At 65.3% G+C, this 16478-nt stretch carries 13 protein-coding genes; 3 read left to right on the top strand and 10 right to left on the bottom strand.

Annotation, left to right across the window (positions count from 1 at the left end; all coding sequences use genetic code 11):
- Position 1: 1 nt before the first annotated feature.
- The 7 genes from KYT87_RS10680 to cadR form a co-directional block, all read right to left on the bottom strand.
- Positions 2–1045 (bottom strand): alpha-ketoacid dehydrogenase subunit beta, encoded by a 1044-nt coding sequence (locus KYT87_RS10680; protein ID WP_046804595.1) that lies wholly within the window; start codon positions 1043–1045, stop codon positions 2–4.
- Between the two features lie 2 nt (positions 1046–1047).
- Positions 1048–2280, bottom strand: a complete 1233-nt coding sequence (locus KYT87_RS10675; RefSeq protein WP_046804594.1) for a 3-methyl-2-oxobutanoate dehydrogenase (2-methylpropanoyl-transferring) subunit alpha — start codon at positions 2278–2280, stop codon at positions 1048–1050.
- 204 nt (positions 2281–2484) lie between these two features.
- Entirely contained in the window at positions 2485–4875 is a 2391-nt protein-coding gene (locus KYT87_RS10670) for a TonB-dependent siderophore receptor (RefSeq protein WP_219992209.1), read from the bottom strand.
- A 71-nt stretch (positions 4876–4946) separates the two neighbouring features.
- Positions 4947–5915, bottom strand: a complete 969-nt coding sequence (locus KYT87_RS10665; RefSeq protein ID WP_219992208.1) for a FecR family protein — start codon at positions 5913–5915, stop codon at positions 4947–4949.
- Complete coding sequence (locus KYT87_RS10660) at positions 5912–6424, bottom strand: sigma-70 family RNA polymerase sigma factor (protein WP_219992207.1); 513 nt, start codon at positions 6422–6424, stop codon at positions 5912–5914. Before KYT87_RS10660 ends, KYT87_RS10665 begins: the two co-directional genes overlap by 4 nt.
- A gap of 96 nt (positions 6425–6520) precedes the next feature.
- Positions 6521–7117, bottom strand: a complete 597-nt coding sequence (locus KYT87_RS10655) for a nitroreductase (RefSeq protein WP_219992206.1) — start codon at positions 7115–7117, stop codon at positions 6521–6523.
- Positions 7118–7241: 124 nt separating this feature from the next.
- Positions 7242–7676: a Cd(II)/Pb(II)-responsive transcriptional regulator gene (gene cadR, locus KYT87_RS10650; RefSeq protein WP_046804592.1), complete on the bottom strand. Its 435-nt coding sequence runs from the start codon at positions 7674–7676 to the stop codon at positions 7242–7244.
- A 99-nt stretch (positions 7677–7775) separates the two neighbouring features.
- On the opposite strand from cadR, the gene KYT87_RS10645 reads away from it, so the two are divergent.
- Positions 7776–10247: a cation-translocating P-type ATPase gene (locus KYT87_RS10645; RefSeq protein WP_219992205.1), complete on the top strand. Its 2472-nt coding sequence runs from the start codon at positions 7776–7778 to the stop codon at positions 10245–10247.
- An 87-nt stretch (positions 10248–10334) separates the two neighbouring features.
- Here the strand turns inward: KYT87_RS10645 and speG are convergent, their stop codons facing one another.
- Positions 10335–10919: a spermidine N1-acetyltransferase gene (gene speG / locus KYT87_RS10640; RefSeq protein WP_006218930.1), complete on the bottom strand. Its 585-nt coding sequence runs from the start codon at positions 10917–10919 to the stop codon at positions 10335–10337.
- Between the two features lie 319 nt (positions 10920–11238).
- On the opposite strand from speG, the gene KYT87_RS10635 reads away from it, so the two are divergent.
- Complete coding sequence (locus KYT87_RS10635; protein WP_219992204.1) at positions 11239–12732, top strand: M81 family metallopeptidase; 1494 nt, start codon at positions 11239–11241, stop codon at positions 12730–12732.
- Positions 12733–12773: 41 nt separating this feature from the next.
- Here the strand turns inward: KYT87_RS10635 and KYT87_RS10630 are convergent, their stop codons facing one another.
- Complete coding sequence (locus KYT87_RS10630) at positions 12774–13478, bottom strand: riboflavin synthase subunit alpha (protein ID WP_219992203.1); 705 nt, start codon at positions 13476–13478, stop codon at positions 12774–12776.
- Between the two features lie 112 nt (positions 13479–13590).
- Positions 13591–15024 carry an aldehyde dehydrogenase family protein gene (locus tag KYT87_RS10625; RefSeq protein WP_219992632.1) on the bottom strand — a complete coding sequence of 478 codons (1434 nt, stop codon included), beginning with the start codon at positions 15022–15024 and terminating at the stop codon, positions 13591–13593.
- Between the two features lie 465 nt (positions 15025–15489).
- On the opposite strand from KYT87_RS10625, the gene KYT87_RS10620 reads away from it, so the two are divergent.
- The gene (locus KYT87_RS10620) at positions 15490–16293 is read left to right on the top strand and encodes a FadR/GntR family transcriptional regulator (protein ID WP_219992202.1); all 804 of its coding nucleotides are present in this window, start codon (positions 15490–15492) and stop codon (positions 16291–16293) included.
- Positions 16294–16478 lie beyond the last annotated feature (185 nt).

The following is a 16478-nucleotide window of genomic DNA, read 5'->3' as shown; positions in this document are numbered from 1 at the left end:
GTCACACCTCCATCGCGCGTTTGAACGCTTCGCCAACCCGGCGCGGGCCGGGGAAGTACGCCCATTCCTGCGCGTGCGGGTAGGGAGTATCCCAACCGGTCACGCGCTCGACGGGCGCCTCCAGGTGATGGAAGCAATGCTCTTGGACCAGCGCAATCAATTCCGCGCCGTACCCGCAGGTACGCGTGGCTTCGTGCACCACGACGCAGCGGCCGGTCTTCTTCACGGAATTGACGATGGTCTCCAGATCCAGCGGCCACAGGCTGCGCAGGTCGATGACCTCGGCGTCGATGCCGGTTTCTTCGGCGGCGGTCAGAGACACATAGACCGTGGTGCCGTAGGTCAGCACCGTCAGCGCGTTGCCGGGCCGCACGATGGCGGCGGTGTCCAGCGGCACGGTGTAGTAACCGGTGGGCACCACGCTGCCGGGGCGGCCGGTCCACGGCGTCACGGGGCGATCATGGTGGCCGTCGAAGGGGCCGTTATACAGCCGCTTGGGTTCCAGGAAGATCACCGGGTCATCGTTTTCGATGGACGCAATCAACAGGCCCTTGGCGTCATAGGGGTTGGACGGCATTACCGTGCGCAGGCCGCAGACCTGCGTGAACATGGCTTCGGGGCTTTGGCTGTGGGTCTGGCCGCCGTAGATGCCGCCGCCGCAGGGCATGCGGATCGTCATCGGGGCGATGAATTCCCCCACCGAGCGATAGCGCAGGCGCGCGGCCTCGGACACGATCTGGTCCGAGGCGGGGTAGAAATAATCCGCGAACTGGATTTCGCAAACGGGCCGCAAGCCGTAGGCGCCCATGCCGACGGCCACGCCCACGATGCCGCCTTCGGAAATGGGCGTGTCGAACACGCGCGAGCTGCCGTACTTGGTTTGCAGGCCTTCGGTGCACCGGAACACGCCGCCGAAATAGCCGACGTCTTGTCCGAACACCACCACGTTGTTGTCACGCTCCAGCATCACATCCATGGCCGAGCGCAAAGCCTGGATCATGGTCATCGGCGCCGAGGCCGGACCAGCGTTGTTATCGATTGCCATGGTCAGACTCCGAGCTGCTGGCGCTGCCGGCGCAGATGCTCCGGCATGTCCTTGTAGACGTCTTCAAAGATGCTGGCGGCGCTGGGGACGTGGCCGTCCACCAGGGTGCCGTAGCTTTCCGCTTCCTTTTGGGCCGCCACGATCTCGGCGTCGAGCTCGGCGCGCACGGCGTCGTGTTCTGCGTCGGACCAGATGCCAAGCCCGATCAGGTGCTTCTTGAAGCGTTCGATCGGGTCGCCCAGCGGAAAGTGCGCCCAGTCATCGCCAGGCCGGTATTTGGAAGGGTCGTCGGAAGTCGAGTGCGGGCCGGCGCGGTAGGTCACCCATTCGATCAGGGTTGGGCCCAAGTTGCGGCGGGCGCGTTCGGCGGCCCAGCGCGAGGCGGAATACACCGCCAGGAAATCGTTGCCATCCACGCGCAGCGACGCAATGCCGCAGCCCACGCCGCGCCCGGCGAAGGTGGCGCCTTCGCCGCCGGCAATCGCCTGGAACGTCGAAATGGCCCACTGGTTGTTCACCACGTTCAGGATGACCGGCGCGCGATACACGTGCGCGAAGGTCAGCGCGGTATGGAAGTCGGCTTCGGCGGTGGCGCCGTCGCCGATCCAGGCCGAGGCGATGCGGGTGTCGCCCTTGATGGCCGACGCCATCGCCCAGCCCACCGCCTGGATGAACTGCGTGGCCAGGTTGCCGGAAATCGTGAAAAAGCCGTTGGGTCGGTCGGAATACATGACCGGCAGCTGGCGACCCTTGAGCGGATCGCGCTCGTTGGACATCAGCTGGCACATCATCGTCACCAGCGACACATCGCGCGACAGCAGGATGCTTTGCTGGCGATAGGTGGGAAAACACATGTCGCCCTGTTCCAGGGCCAGCGCGTGAGCGGAGCCGATGGCTTCCTCGCCCAGGCTTTGCATGTAGAACGAAATTTTCTTCTTGCGCTGGGCCGTCAGCATGCGCCCGTCGAAGATGCGCGTCTTCAGCATGGCCCGCATGCCGGCGCGCATCAGATCGTTGCTGATCTCGGGCGCCCATGGCCCGACCGCGCGGCCGTCGTCGTCGATTACTCGCACCAGGCTGTACGCCAGCGCGCCGGTATCGACCGGGGCAACATCAATGGGGGGTTTGGGCACCTCGCCGGGCGGCGATAGATGCAGATAGGAAAAGTCGGTCTTGCAACCCGGACGCCCTGTAGGCTCGGGGACGTGCAACTTCAACGGCCCATACTGGCTCATATATTGTCTCCACGCTTGATCGTGTCACGCGTTTTCTTCCTACCAAGGCATTGCCAAGGGCGTGTGACCCCAAGCGCAGCCATCGTCGGCACGCGCATAGGGATAAATATGCGTGGCCGTCGACGAGATTAGCACAGGGGACAGGGTCGTTGAGCGGGCCTGAGCGGCATGCCGGCCCGCGTTGCGCTAGGGGTTTTCCACGGTTTACCAGCGATAGCTCAGGGTGGCATACAGCGTGCGCGGCTCACCATAACGGCACCCTGTCGTGCCGGCGCACGCCAGGTACCCCCGGTTGAAAAGGTTGCGCGCGTTCACCGTCAACGACAACCCTGACATGGACGGATCCAGGGCGCCGAAGTCGTAAGCCGTCATCGCGTCGACCAGGAATTGCCCCGGCACGTTGGCGGGATAGCCGGGCAGGTTCGTCGAACTGGCGTAGCGCACGCCCGCGCCGACGGTCAGACCGGTCACGCCGATGGCGCTCAGGTTGTAATCGGCCCAGACCGAAGCGCTGTGCAGCGGCACCAGCGCGATACGCTGATCCACCAGCGAGGGCACGGTGCTGCGCGTGGTGCGCGCATCGGTGTAAGCGTAGCTGGCGGTGAGGTTCATGGCGCCCAGGCGCGCCTTGGCCTCCAGTTCCAGGCCGCGTGATCGGGCCCGCCCGCTTTGCACGGAATACGTGGCGTCGGTCGGATCGCTGGTCAGCGCATTCGTCTGCGTCAGGTCGTAGACGGCGGCGCTGTAAAGCATGTTGCCGCCCGGCGGTTCATAGCGCAGGCCCAGTTCGAATTGCGTGCCTTTGGTGGGCTTGAAGGCGTTGCCCGCCCGGTCCACACCCACGGTGGGCGCGAACGACTGGCTGGCGCTTGCGTATGGCGCCAAGCCGTTGTCGGCCACATAGACCAAGCCGACGCGACCCGTCGTGGCGGTATCTCGCAAGCGCGTGGTGGCGCCGGTGGTGTAGCTCTTTTGGTCGGTATTGGCCCAATCCTGGCGGCCGCCCAGCACCAGCACCCATTTGTCCTGGATCTTGATCTGGTCTTGCAAGTACAGGCCCAGCGAATCGCCGCGCGTATTGATCCCGTAATCGGCAGCGGTGTTGATGATGGGAACCGCGCCGTAGACGGGGTTGTATATGTTCGCCAACGGGGCCACCGTTCCCGCATGACGGTGCGAATCGTAGCCGCTGCGGTAGTAGTCCAGGCCAGCCAGGACCGTGTGTTGGAGGGTTCCTCCGTCCAGCTTCAGTTCCAGCGACGTATCGGTCGCAACGCCGTAAGAATGTTCGTCGCGGCTGACGACGCCGCGGCGCAAGGTCTGGCCGTTGGCCTGCAACGCGCCAAAACTCAGGTAGTCCCACTTGCCGTCCGCCGTGAAGTAGCGGGCGCTTTGACGCAGTTTTACGCGATCGTTGAAGGCGTGTTCGAACAGATAGCCGACCGTGTAGGTGTCGGTGTCGTAGCGGTCGAAATCGGGCTCGCCGATGAACAGGTCGCGCGGCACCTGGCCGTTCAAGGTATTGGCCGCGGGCATCGGCGCGGCAAAGCGCGTGCGGATGCGCTGATAGCTGGCCAGCAGGGTCAGCGAGGTGGCCGCCGAAGGCTGCCATGTCAGCGCGGGCGCCAGATACGTGCGATCGTCGGGCACATGATCCACCCAGTTGTCGGCATTGCGGGCAAGGCCGGTCAAACGGTAGGTCCATGCACCGTCTTCAGACAGCTCGCCGGCGAAGTCGCCCGACACCTGGCGGCGGCCGTAGCTGCCGGCCTCTACGTTCAGTTCGCGCAGCGTGTCGGCCGTTGGCCGCTTGCTGACCGTGTTGACCACGCCACCCGGGCTCAACTGCCCATACAGCACGGACGATGCGCCGCGCAGCACTTCAACACGTTCAAGCCCATAGGGCTCTTGACCGCCATCGTAGACGCTGGATTGCAGCTTCAGGCCGTCGCGCAGCTGCCCCGAGTTGCCGGCGGCCACGTTGAAGCCGCGCAGCATCAGGTCGTCCACCATGCGGCTGAACGCGGGCGATTGCGCCGACACGCCCGGCGTGTAGCCCAAGGCGTCCGCCACCGAAGCCGCCTTGATGATGCGGATCTGGTCGCTGGTAACGACCGACACCGATTGCGGTGTTTCGATCAGCGCCGTGTCCGTCTTGGTGCCGGACATGGCGCGCTGCGCCACGTAACCGTCAACGTGACCGGTGGGAGATTCCAGCGACCCGGTGACCCGCACGGGCTCAAGCACCGTGGTGCCTTCGACTACGCGGCGGGCACTCAGGGTGCCGTTGGCCGTTACGGCCAACTCCAACCCGCTGCCGGCTAGCACGCGCCGCACGGCGTCTTCCGCCGTGTAATCGCCCACGATAGCCGGCGCATTGCGGCCGGCTACCAAGGCAGGGTCGACGGACACCGCGCGGCCGCTGTGGCGCGCGATGCGGGTCAGCGTGTCGCCCAGCGCGGCCGCCGGCAAATCAAAATGCAGGACGGCCCGGGCCGACGCGGCGGCCGGCGTTGTCTGGGCATACGCCGTGGGAAGGGTCAGGGCAATGAACAGCGCGGCGGCCAGCGGCCGCAGCGGGGGACGATGAAACATGGATTCTCCTGCAACAGTGTGGTGTTTCAGGAGGGATGTCCCACGACGGGGGCAAAAGTGTTCATTTATTTTCAGGACGCGCGACGCACCACGTCGATACTGACGAACCAGCCGCCCAGCGAACTGACACTGATGGGCAAGGTCTGCCGCAACGATTCCAGCGAGCGGTCGGTGTCGTCCAGCGGAAACGCGCCCAGTACCCGCAGCCGCGCGGCCGCCGGCGTTATCCGGATGATGCCGCGTCGGTACGGCCGCAGCGCATCGACCACTTCGCCCAAGGACCGGTCATGAACGACCAGCATGCCTGCGTGCCACGCGGCGGCGTCCCGCAGGGCGGGGTCCGGGGAGCCCAGGCCACGCGAATCAAAGCGCAGGCCCTGCCCCGCTTGCAGGATCCTGCGCTGGCCCGCCGCGCGCACCTCGACGCTGTGTTCGATCACGCTGGCGACGCATGCCTCAGCCTCGCGCGCCACGCTGAAGACGGTGCCCAGCGCCTGCACTTCGCCATCGCGGGTGGCAACGATGAAGGGGCGCGCCGCATCTGGCGCCACCCGCGCATAGACCGCGCCCGCCGCCAAGCGCACCAGACGCACGCCCGCGCTGAAATCCACGTCCACGGCCGACCGCGCGTTCAACGTCAGCTCACTGCCGTCCGGCAAGGTATAGGTACGGCGTTCGCGGGTGCCCGTGCGTAAGTCGGCGGTCAGCGTGCGCAGGGGAATCTGGCGGTCAACCAGCGCCGCCATACCGCCCGCGGCCAGCGCCACGGCCAACGCATTACGCAACGCCCGGCGCCGGCCCGGCGCGGTAAGCAAGGCCGCGCCGGCAGCTTGCCGCTGCTCAACGTCGGCCAGCGTGGCAAAGGGGTCTTTGACGGCGGCGTTGACAGTTTCCCAGGCCGCCTCGTGCCGGGGATCGGACGTCTTCCATTGTTCGAAACGCGCCCGGTCGGCGCGCGGCACGCTACCGGAGGACAGCAGCACCATCCAGTCCACGGCCGATTGCAGGTCGGCGGGCAACTGCTGCATGGGGGACGTCATGCAGACAGACGCACCGTCACGCACAGCGTGATGGCCTGCTTCATGTAGCGGCGCACCGTCATCACCGACGTGCCGATGCGCGCTGCGATCTCGCTATAGCTCAGTTCATCAAGCTGGCTGTACAGAAAGGCCTGGCGCGCCTTGGGCGGCAGGCGTTGCAATGCGCGGTCGATGTGCATCAACGCGTCGATCACCTGGGCGCGGGATTCTTCGCTGGGTGCGCTGGTTTGCGGCATGGCGCTCAGGCTATCCAGATACGCGCGTTCCAGTTCGCGGCGACGCCAAAAACTGAACAGCGTGCGCTGGGCCAGCGTGGTCAGGAAGGCGCGAGGTTCGCGGATGGTGTCGGTATGCCGGCCAGCCAACACTCGCACGAAAGTATCGTGCGCCAGATCGGCGGCATCATGGCGGCATCCCAGCCTGCGCCGAAGCCACTCTTGCAGCCAGGAGTGATGCGCTTGATACAACTCGGTAGGAGAATGCTCCGAGGGCCGCGCGGTGGAGGACATGGAAAAACGCCAGGCAATAAATAACAATAAGAATTATTGTTATTTATTGCCTGGCGCGCAAGCGCCCCGTGGGGCGCCCGGCCAAACAACCCGCCCTTAGACGGGCCCGGTCCACTCCGAGACGAACTCGCGGAAGTTCGGGCGATTGGCCGGCGGCACGGCGCAACCCGGCGTGCCGATGGCCAGGTAACCCAGGAAGCGGTAGTCCAGCGAATCCAGGCCCAAGGCGTTCTGCACGTCTTCAACGTAGGTGCCCACACCGGTGCTCCAGAACGCGGCGTAGCCCAGCATGTGCGTGGCGTTCAGGATGTTCATGACCGCGCAGCCGGTGGCCAGCAGCTGTTCGTGTTCGGGAATCTTGGTGTTGCCGTGGGCGATTTTCTGCGCCACGCCGATAAACAGCGGCACGCTGGCCATCCATTCGCGCACCGACTTTTCTTTCTCGGGCGTCATGCGCGGGTCGCCGCTGCGCTTGACGGCATCCAGCGCCACGTCCGCCAGCTTGCCGATGGCCTCGCCTTGAATCACGACAAAGCGCCACGGGCGCAAGGCACCGTGATCGGGCGCCGACATGGCGGCTTGCAGGATCTGTTCCAGCTCGTCCGGCTTGGGAGCCGGCGCGCGCAGGAACTTGAAGGAACGGCGCGAGGTCAGCGCGCGCAGCGGGATGGCGGTGGGGGTGGTGGCAGTCATTGAGTCGGGCGCTTTTGTAAAAAAGACAGATTCTCATATTAAGCGATGCCGTCCGGCCGATAGGGGTATCCCCTGACCGGCGGCAAGGGCATCGCCGTGAATGGGTGGCGGTCAGGCCGGGGATTCACCCGAGATGCGTATGCCGTTCCTGGCGCTCTTCCACCTGCATTTCGGACAAGCCGTGCAGGATGCCGCAATCGTCCGTATCCGGGCGCGCGGACAGGCAGCGCTGGCGCAATTCGGTCAGTTGGGCTTTCAGTTGCAGAAGCTCGGCGATGCGTTCATCCACATGCGAGATGTGTTCGTCGAACAGCTCATTAATAGGGCCACAACCCTTCTGGTGGTTGTCGGCCAGGGACAGGATCGCGCGGATTTCGTCCTGCGTCATGTCCAGCGCCCGGCAATTGCGGATCAGGCGCAGACGTTCCAAATGGGCCTGGCCGTAACTGCGGTAATTATTAAGCCCGCGGTCGGGCGCGGGCAGCAGGCCTTCTTTTTCGTAATAACGCACGGTTTCGACCGTAGTGCCGGCCGCCGTCGCCAATTCGCCGATTCGCATCACGCCTCCTGGAACGCATTCCGAGTGAAATTTTGGGCTTGACCCTATAGTAACTCCAAGGTGTGCAATGGCGTCATCCGTTTCAACAAGGCGCAGAAGATGGCTTTTCCTCCGACCAAATCGCACGATCACCGCGCTGCCGGGCAGGCCGACGCCTGCTGCAGCGGGCATGACCACGCCCACGGGGACCACGAGCACGACCACGCCGCGCATGACCACGCCGCCCACGACCACGGTCAGGGCGGCCATGACCATAGCCATGGCACGGGCGGGCACGATCACAGCCAGCGCCATAGCCATGGCTCGGACAAGCACGGGCACGATCACGATCACCGCCACGGCCATGAGCACAATCACGCCCCCGCCCCCACCGCCTGCTGCGGCCATGACCATGGCGGGCAGGCATTTACGGCGTCGGCCAGCGGCGCGGCGACGCTTACGGCCGGCCCCGGCCAGGCGCTGGCGCGGTTGCGCATCGGGCAGATGGACTGCCCCACCGAAGAAACCCTGATCCGCAAAAAGCTCGACGGCCTGGACGTCGTGCACGCGCTGGACTTCAACCTGATGCAACGGGTGCTGACGGTGGTGCACGCCGAGGGCGCGCTGGACCGGGTCATCGCGGCCATCAAGTCGCTGGACATGACGCCGGAACCCCTGGCGGACGGCGCCGCGGGCACCCCCGCCGCCGCCAGCCGCGTGAACTGGTGGCTGATCGGCGGGGCCGGCGTGCTGGCCGCGCTGTCCGAGTTTTCGCATTTCGCGGGCTGGCATTGGGGCGTCACGGCAGCGCTGGCCGTGGCAGCCATCCTGGCTTGCGGCGTCACCACCTACCGCAAGGGCTGGATCGCCGTGCGCAACGGCAACCTGAACATCAACGCGCTGATGAGCATCGCCGTGACCGGCGCGGTGCTGATCGGCCAGTGGCCCGAAGCCGCCATGGTGATGTTCCTGTTCAACGTGGCCGAGCTGATCGAAGCCCGTTCGCTGGACCGCGCCCGCAACGCCGTGCGCGGCCTGCTGGACCTGGCGCCCGAAACCGCCACCGTGCGTCAGGCCGATGGCGGCTGGCTTGAGGTGCCGGCCGCGCAACTGGGCGTGGGCGATGTGGTGCGCGTACGCCCCGGCGAACGCATTGCGGCCGACGGCGTCATCGTCAGCGGCCGTTCCACCGTGGACCAATCGCCGATCACCGGCGAAAGCCTGCCCGTGGAAAAGGCGCAGGAGGACCCCGTCTACGCAGCCACCGTGAACGCCGCGGGCTCGTTCGAATACCGCGTCACCGCCGCAGCCGGCAACACCACGCTGGCCCGCATCATCCATGCCGTCGAGCAGGCGCAAGGCGCTCGCGCCCCCACGCAACGCTTCATCGACCGCTTCTCGCGCATCTACACGCCCGCGGTGGTGGCGGTGGCGCTGCTGGTGGCAACCGTGCCCCCGCTGCTGTGGAGCCAACCCTGGTTTGACGCGATCTACCGCGCATTGGCGCTGCTGATCATTGCCTGCCCCTGCGCCTTGGTGATTTCGACGCCGGTCAGCATCGTCAGCGGCCTGACGGCGGCCTCGCGCCGGGGCATCCTGATCAAGGGCGGCGTGTATCTGGAAGAAGGCCGCAACCTGAAGTGGCTGGCGCTGGACAAGACCGGCACGCTGACCCACGGCAAACCGGTGCAGACCGACCTGCAAGACTGGGACGTGTCCGACGCCACCCGCCACCCCGCCACGTTGATCGCGGCCAGCCTGGCGGCGCGCTCGGACCACCCCGTGTCGCTGGCCGTGGCGAACGCCGCGCGCGAGGCCGGCAAGACGCTGCTGGACGTGGACGCCTTCACCGCCCTGCCCGGCCGTGGCGTCAGCGCGCGGATCGATGGCGTGACCTTCCAATTGGGCAACCGCCGCCTGATGCGCGACGCGGGCGTGTCCAGCCCCAAGCTGGAAGCTCGCATGGACGAATTGGAACGCCAGGGCAAAAGCGCCATCGCATTGACCGACGGGCAGCGCGTGCTGGCGTTGGCCGCTGTGGCCGACACGGTCAAACCCAGCAGCGCCGAGGCCATCGCGGACCTGCACGCGCTGGGGGTGCGCACGCTGATGCTGACCGGCGACAACACGCCCACCGCGCAAGCCATCGCGCAGCAGGTGGGCATAGACGAAGCGCGGGGGGATCAGTTGCCGGAAGACAAGCTGACCGCCATCGAAAGCAAGCTGGCGGCCAACGAGGCAAGCGCCGGCAAGGTGGGCATGGTGGGCGACGGCATCAACGATGCCCCCGCACTGGCGCGCGCCGACATCGGTTTTGCGATGGGCGCGGCCGGCACGGGAACGGCAATTGAAACGGCGGACGTCGCCCTGATGGACGACGACCTGCGCAAGATCGGAACATTTTTGCGCTTGTCACGCGCCACCCACCGCGTGCTGATCCAGAACATCGTGCTGGCGCTGGGTATCAAGGTGGTGTTCCTGGCGCTGGCCATGACGGGCAACGCCACGCTGTGGATGGCCGTGTTCGCCGATGTGGGCGCCAGCCTGCTGGTGGTGGCCAACGGCCTGCGTCTGCTGCTCGCGGCGCAGTGATGCGGGCGCAGCAGTGATGTAGTGATGTAGTGATGTAGTGACGCAGTGACGCAGTGATGCAGTGACGCGTTGGCGGGACGGGCTTGCTTAGCCCGTCTGCTCTTCCTGCGGCCAGTCGCGCAGCACCGGTGCATCGGGTGCACCGGGGCCGACGTCGCGCAGGTGTTCGTGTTGCAGCAGCGCCATGCGGTAGGCGTCGCGATAGGCGCCGTTCGAAAAGAACTCTTCCTTCATCAGCCCTTCGATCTGGAAGCCGCAGCGTTCGTAGACGTGCACGGCGGCGGTATTGTCCTTGTCGACCACCAGATAAACCTTGTGCATGTTCAGCACGCGAAACGCATAGCCCACGGCGATGCGAGTGGCCGCCTTGGCGTAACCCCGGCCCTGGTAGCTGGGCGCAATGATGATCTGGAATTCGGCACGGCGGTGGATGTAGTCGATTTCAACCAGTTCGACCAGACCGGCGGGCTGCCCGGTATCGTGCTCGATGATGAAGCGCCGTTCGTTTTGATCGTGCAGGTGGCGGTCATAGAGTGCGACCAGTTCGTCATAGGCCTCGTAGGGCTCTTCGAACCAGTACCGCATGATGACGTCGTTGTTGTTGATCTTGTGCACAAAGTGCAGATCGCCGCGCTCTAGGGGGCGAATTTTGATATCGGATATGACCGACATAAGAACCTCCGAAAGTGTCGCTATTGTATTCCGATTCGCCTCGAAACGACCGTCTTATGGGAATTTCAGAAATTTCTTGAACGTTCATGCGGCTTTCCAGCCATTTTTGCCTGGAAAGCATTGTCGTTACTGCCTTTGAATATCAAGACTTTCTAAAAACACCTTGCACGCCGGTCTGGCCCGGCGGCCAGCCCCCCCGGGCGGCGCGGCCCGGTTTTGCGCTATTGCCAAACCCTGGTACGTCTCCAATAATCGTCCCGTCGGCAACGGCTACGCCGCAAGACCACGACACACATTCAAAAATCCAAGAGGAAAAAACATGCACATCCTGGTGGCTGGATTCCAGCACGAGACCAATACCTTTGCGCCATCCAAGGCCGGGTATGACAACTTTGTCCGCGGCGAAGGCTTTCCCGCGATGGTTCGCGGCCAGGACATGCTGGCGCTGCGTTCGGTCAACATTCCCGCCGGCGGCTTCATCAACGCCATCCAGGCGGCCGGGCACACCGTGCATCCGGTGATCTGGGCCGGCGCCAGCCCATCCGCGCACGTGACGCGTGACGCCTTCGAACGCATCGCCGGCGAAATCCTGGACGCCGCGCGCGCCCGCCCCTACGACGCCGTCTACCTGGACTTGCACGGCGCGATGGTGACCGAACACCTGGACGACGGCGAAGGCGAACTGCTGGCGCGCCTGCGCCAGATTGTCGGCCCCGCCGTGCCCGTGGTCGCCAGCCTGGACCTGCACGCCAACGTCACCGCGCAGATGCTGCAACAGGCCGATGCGCTGGTCGCCTTTCGCACCTATCCGCACGTGGACATGGCCGACACGGGCGAACACGCGGCCCGCCTCTTGCTGGCGCGCATTGCGGCGGGCGACCACTGGACGATGCACGTGCGCCGCCTGCCCTTCCTGATCCCGATCAACGGCATGTGCACCATGCTGCAACCGTCCAAAGGCGTGTACGACGCGCTGGCGCACCTGGAGCAAACGGCGGGCGTCACATCGATATCGTTCGCGCCGGGTTTTCCGGCAGCGGACTTTCCGGAATGCGGCCCCGTGGTGTGGGCGTACGGCACCGACGCGGCGGCCGTGGAACACGTCACTGAAACGCTATACCGGCAGGTGCTTGAGCTGGAACCGCAATGGTCGCCCGACTTCCTGGAACCGGCCGATGCCGTGCGGCGCGCCCAGGATCTGGCCGCGGGCGCGTCTCGCCCCATCGTGATCGCGGATACGCAGGACAACCCCGGCGCGGGCGGCGACGCCAATACCACCGGCATGCTGCGCGCGCTGGTCGAGGCGGACGCGCAGAATGCCGCGCTGGGCCTGCTGTACGACCCGGACGCCGTGCGCGCCGCCACCGCCGCCGGCATCGGCCAGACCGTCACGTTAAGCCTGGGCGGGCAGTCCGGCGTTGCGGGCGATTCCCCGTTTACGGGGGACTTCGTCGTGGAAACGCTGTCGCCCGGCAAGCTTCGTTTTGATGGCCCGATGATGCACGGCATGGACGTGGACCTGGGCGCCGTGGCGGGCTTGCGTATCGGCGGCGTGCGGGTGGTGGTCAGCGCCAGCAAGGCGCAGATGCTGGACCGCAACCTGTTCCGCGTGGGCGGTGTGCAGCCTGAGGAAATGGGGATATTGGTCGTGAAAAGCTCGGTGCACTTTCGCGCCGACTTCCAGCCGATTGCGCACGAAGTGCTGGTGGCCAAGGCGCCCGGCCCGATGCAGGCCGACCCGGCGGACCTGCCTTGGACGCGCTTGCAGCCGGGTATGCGCGTACGCCCCGAGGGACGGCCCTTCGGGCAATAAAGCTGGGGGATAAACCGTCCGGGGTACGCGCCCCGGGCGCGTTATTTCAGCTTGCCCCGCGGGCTGACAAAGTCTTCCAGTGTCAGCCCCTTTTCCTTCAGGATGGCTTCCAGCAGCGGTTGCAGCTTGCCCAGGCTTTCCTGCACCGTTTCGCGCACGGTATCGACCATGACCTGCGTGCCGCGCTCGATTTCAATGTTGACGAAGTCGCCCACCTGCTTGTCTTCGAACACCGTCATGCGGCGCGTTTCGGGAATCAGCCACACTTCAAACCAACCTTCGGCGCGGTTCACTTCCGACACAGTCAGGCTGGCGCCGTTGATGGCGATATAGCCCTTGGCGAACACGTATTTGCGGAAAGCTTCGGGAATGCTGAAACGCATCAGGCGATTGGTGTCGGACGACTTCACCATGATGACTTCAGACGTGAAATCGACGTGACCCGACAGCGGATGCCCGCCGATCTCGGCCCCGTCCTTGGCAGCGCGCTCGACGTTGGCGCGGTCGCCTTCGGCGTAGCTGCCCAGCGTGGTGATGGCCAGGCTTTGCAGCATCACGTCGAACGTGGCCTGGTTGTCGGACAGCAGTTCAGTGACGGTCAGGCAGACGCCGTCCGTCGATACGCTGGCGCCGATGGCCAGGTCTACACAGAAACCAGGGGGAAAATCCAGCGTGAAGGTGCGCAGGCCTTCGCGGTCCGCGATCTTTGCGATCGTCGCGGTGCCTTGAACAATACCGGTGAACATACAGATCCTGAATACGGGGCGGCGGGCCCCAGAAGCAAAACATCAACGTTAACCGATATTTTGCTCCGGACCGCCGCACCGCATGCGGGTAACTGGCGTCACCCGCCAGCCATCAATGACGGATGGCGATGGTCTTGAGCGTGGTGAAGCCGTAAAGCGCTTCAAAGCCCTTTTCGCGGCCATAGCCCGACTGGCGCGAGCCGCCAAACGGCAGTTCCACGCCGCCGCCGGCGCCATAGTTATTGATGAAGACCTGGCCGGCGCGCAGTTGGCGGGCCAGACGCATCTGGCGGGCCCCGTCGCGCGTCCACACGCCCGCCACCAGGCCGTACAACGTGCCATTGGCGATTTCCAACGCTTGCTGCTCGGTGTCGAACACCATGGCGGCCAGCACCGGGCCAAACACTTCTTCCTGCGCCAGGCGGCTGTTGGGCGGCACGTCGCGGAACAGCACGGGCGGCTGGTAGTAGCCCGACTCGGGCGCACCGTCCTGAAGCTGGCCGCGCGCGGCAACCTTCAAGCCTTCCGCTTCCGCTTCGGCCAGAAAACCGCGCACGCGATCGTGCTGGCGGCCGCTGATCAGCGGACCCACGTCCAGGTCCTTTGCGGCCGGGCCGGTAACGGTTGCGGCGAAGGCGTCCGACAGGCGCTTGAGCACCGTTTCGTACACGCCGCGCTGAATCAATACGCGGCTGCCCGCCGAGCACGTCTGGCCGGCGTTCTGGATGATGGCTGCCAGCAGCACCGGCATGGCGGCGTCCAGGTCGGCGTCATCGAACACGATCTGGGGCGACTTGCCGCCCAGTTCCAGCGTCACCGGCACGTGGTTATCGGCGGCGGCATGGGCCACCATCTTGCCGGTCTGCGGCGAACCCGTGAACGAGATATGGTCGATGCCGGGATGCGCCGACAGCGCCGCGCCCGCTTCATGGCCGTAGCCGGTGACGATGTTCAGCGCGCCCGCGGGCAGCCCGACCTCAGCGGCAATCTCGGCCAGCTTCAGCAGCGACAGGCACGCGTCCTCGGCGGGCTTGACCACGCAGGCGTTGCCGGCGGCCAGCGCCGCGCCAACGCTGCGGCCAAAGATCTGTAGCGGGTAGTTCCAGGGCACGATGTGGCCCGTCACGCCATGCGCTTCGCGCACGGTCAGCACGGTGAAGCCCGGGGTGTAGGGAATGGTCTCGCCATGCAGCTTGTCGACGGCGCCGGCATAGAACTCGAAATAACGCGCCACGGCGGCGGCGTCGGCGCGCGCCTGCTTGATGGGCTTGCCGGTATCGGCGGATTCCAGTTGAGCCAGCTCTTCCTGGCGGTCCAGCAGGGCAAACGCAATCTTCATCAGAAGGCGGCTGCGCACGGCGGGCGCCATCTGGCCCCACTCGCCTTCAAACGCCTGGCGCGCGGCTTGCACGGCGCGGTCTACGTCCGCCTCGCCGGATCGGGCAATCGCCTCGAAGGGCTTGCCATCGGACGGGTTCACGACGGCAATGGTTTCACCGGTGGCAGAGGCCACCCATTGATTGGCGATAAAGTTCTTCTGAGTCACGGTGTGCGGAGTAAAGTAGCGGCCGAACGGCCAGTTGCGGAAAAGGCGCCGACGCGCGCGCAACGTTCCCGGCACGATAAAAAGTGCAAGGTAGCGGTAGGTGTGCGGCAGCCCATATTGGCGGTGGTCGTGTTGTCTCGGATGCAGCCCGGCGGTCATTCCGGGTTTGCCGGTTTTTGCCGATGGCTGGGCGCAACGGGAAAGCCCGTGTCGCCGTCCGCGCGTCAGCGGCGCGGGCGATGTCGTTTGTGGCAAATTACGGGAGGCCGGCATAACTTGTCAATTGAATTGACAGCTTTCTATCCAAGGCTCGGAATTTTTGACTGAGGATTCGGGTAATCCCTTATCTATCAGACGGTTACTGATCTGTGCCTGCCCTGGAATTTTTCCCGGATACCGCGATGTTGTCATGGCGACTGACAAACTTCCGCTTTCTTCACGCTATTCACTTTCAGGAACGCGCCAATGAGCAACGAGCGTGACCCGCGGCTGGACGCATTACTGGAATCCGCTTCCCGTCCCCGCCCCGAATTGGACGTGTTGGCGGACGTGGCCTCTGGCCTGGGCTATGTCCGCGCCGAGCGCTTTGCCGAACGCGTCTACGAAAGCCTGTTCTACGCCATCGCCACCGGCAAGATCGCGCCGGGCAACAAGCTGCCCACCGAATTGGAATTGGCCGCGCTGTTCGAGGTGTCGCGCCCGGTGGTCCGACAAGCGCTGGACCGCCTGCGCGAAGACCGGTTGGTGGACTCCATCCGAGGCTCCGGCACCTACGTGCGCGCCAAGCCCGACCTGATGGGCGGCATGCCCGCCGTTGACCCGGCGCGCCGCGTCGGCCACATCCTGGAGGGCCTGGAACTACGCATGGTGATCGAACCCGAATGCGCCTACCTGGCCGCCCTGCGCCGCAGCAGCGACGACTTGCACGACATGGACCGCATGCTGACGGGCTACGAAGAAGCCGACGCGTCCGGCGCCATCGCGCATCACTACGACTACGGCTTTCACCAAGCCATCGCCGCCGCCACCAGCAACCAGCGCTTCGTGCAAGTGCTCAAGTCACTGGAATACGACGTCAGCCACGCCGTCAACGTCATGCGCCACCTGGTCCACAGCGAACCCTGGAAACGCACCCGCGCCGCCATCGACGAACACCGCCACCTGTACCGCTTGATCCAGGCCCAAGACGCCGACGGCGCCCGCAACGTCATGCGCTCCCATATCGAAAAGGCCAAGAGCCGGATGCTCAATAGCGGGTCTGAGCATTGATACGAGCGCAGGCAAGCCAGCCACCGCGAGTCGCGCCTGCATCCGAAGCTTCGCCGTCGCCACGGTATCATCTGCCCCTATTCCTGGCGCCCGCCGACGCCCCTACCGGAGAACTGGCCAGACAGTTGCTGAGCCGGCCTCGGCAGGGCGACCTCGCCAAGACTCGCATGAATAAATAAAGGCCC

The organism is Achromobacter sp. ES-001 (assembly GCF_019448355.1).
Taxonomy (GTDB): domain Bacteria; phylum Pseudomonadota; class Gammaproteobacteria; order Burkholderiales; family Burkholderiaceae_B; genus Achromobacter; species Achromobacter spanius_B.
This window is presented reverse-complemented; position numbering and strand designations above follow the sequence as displayed.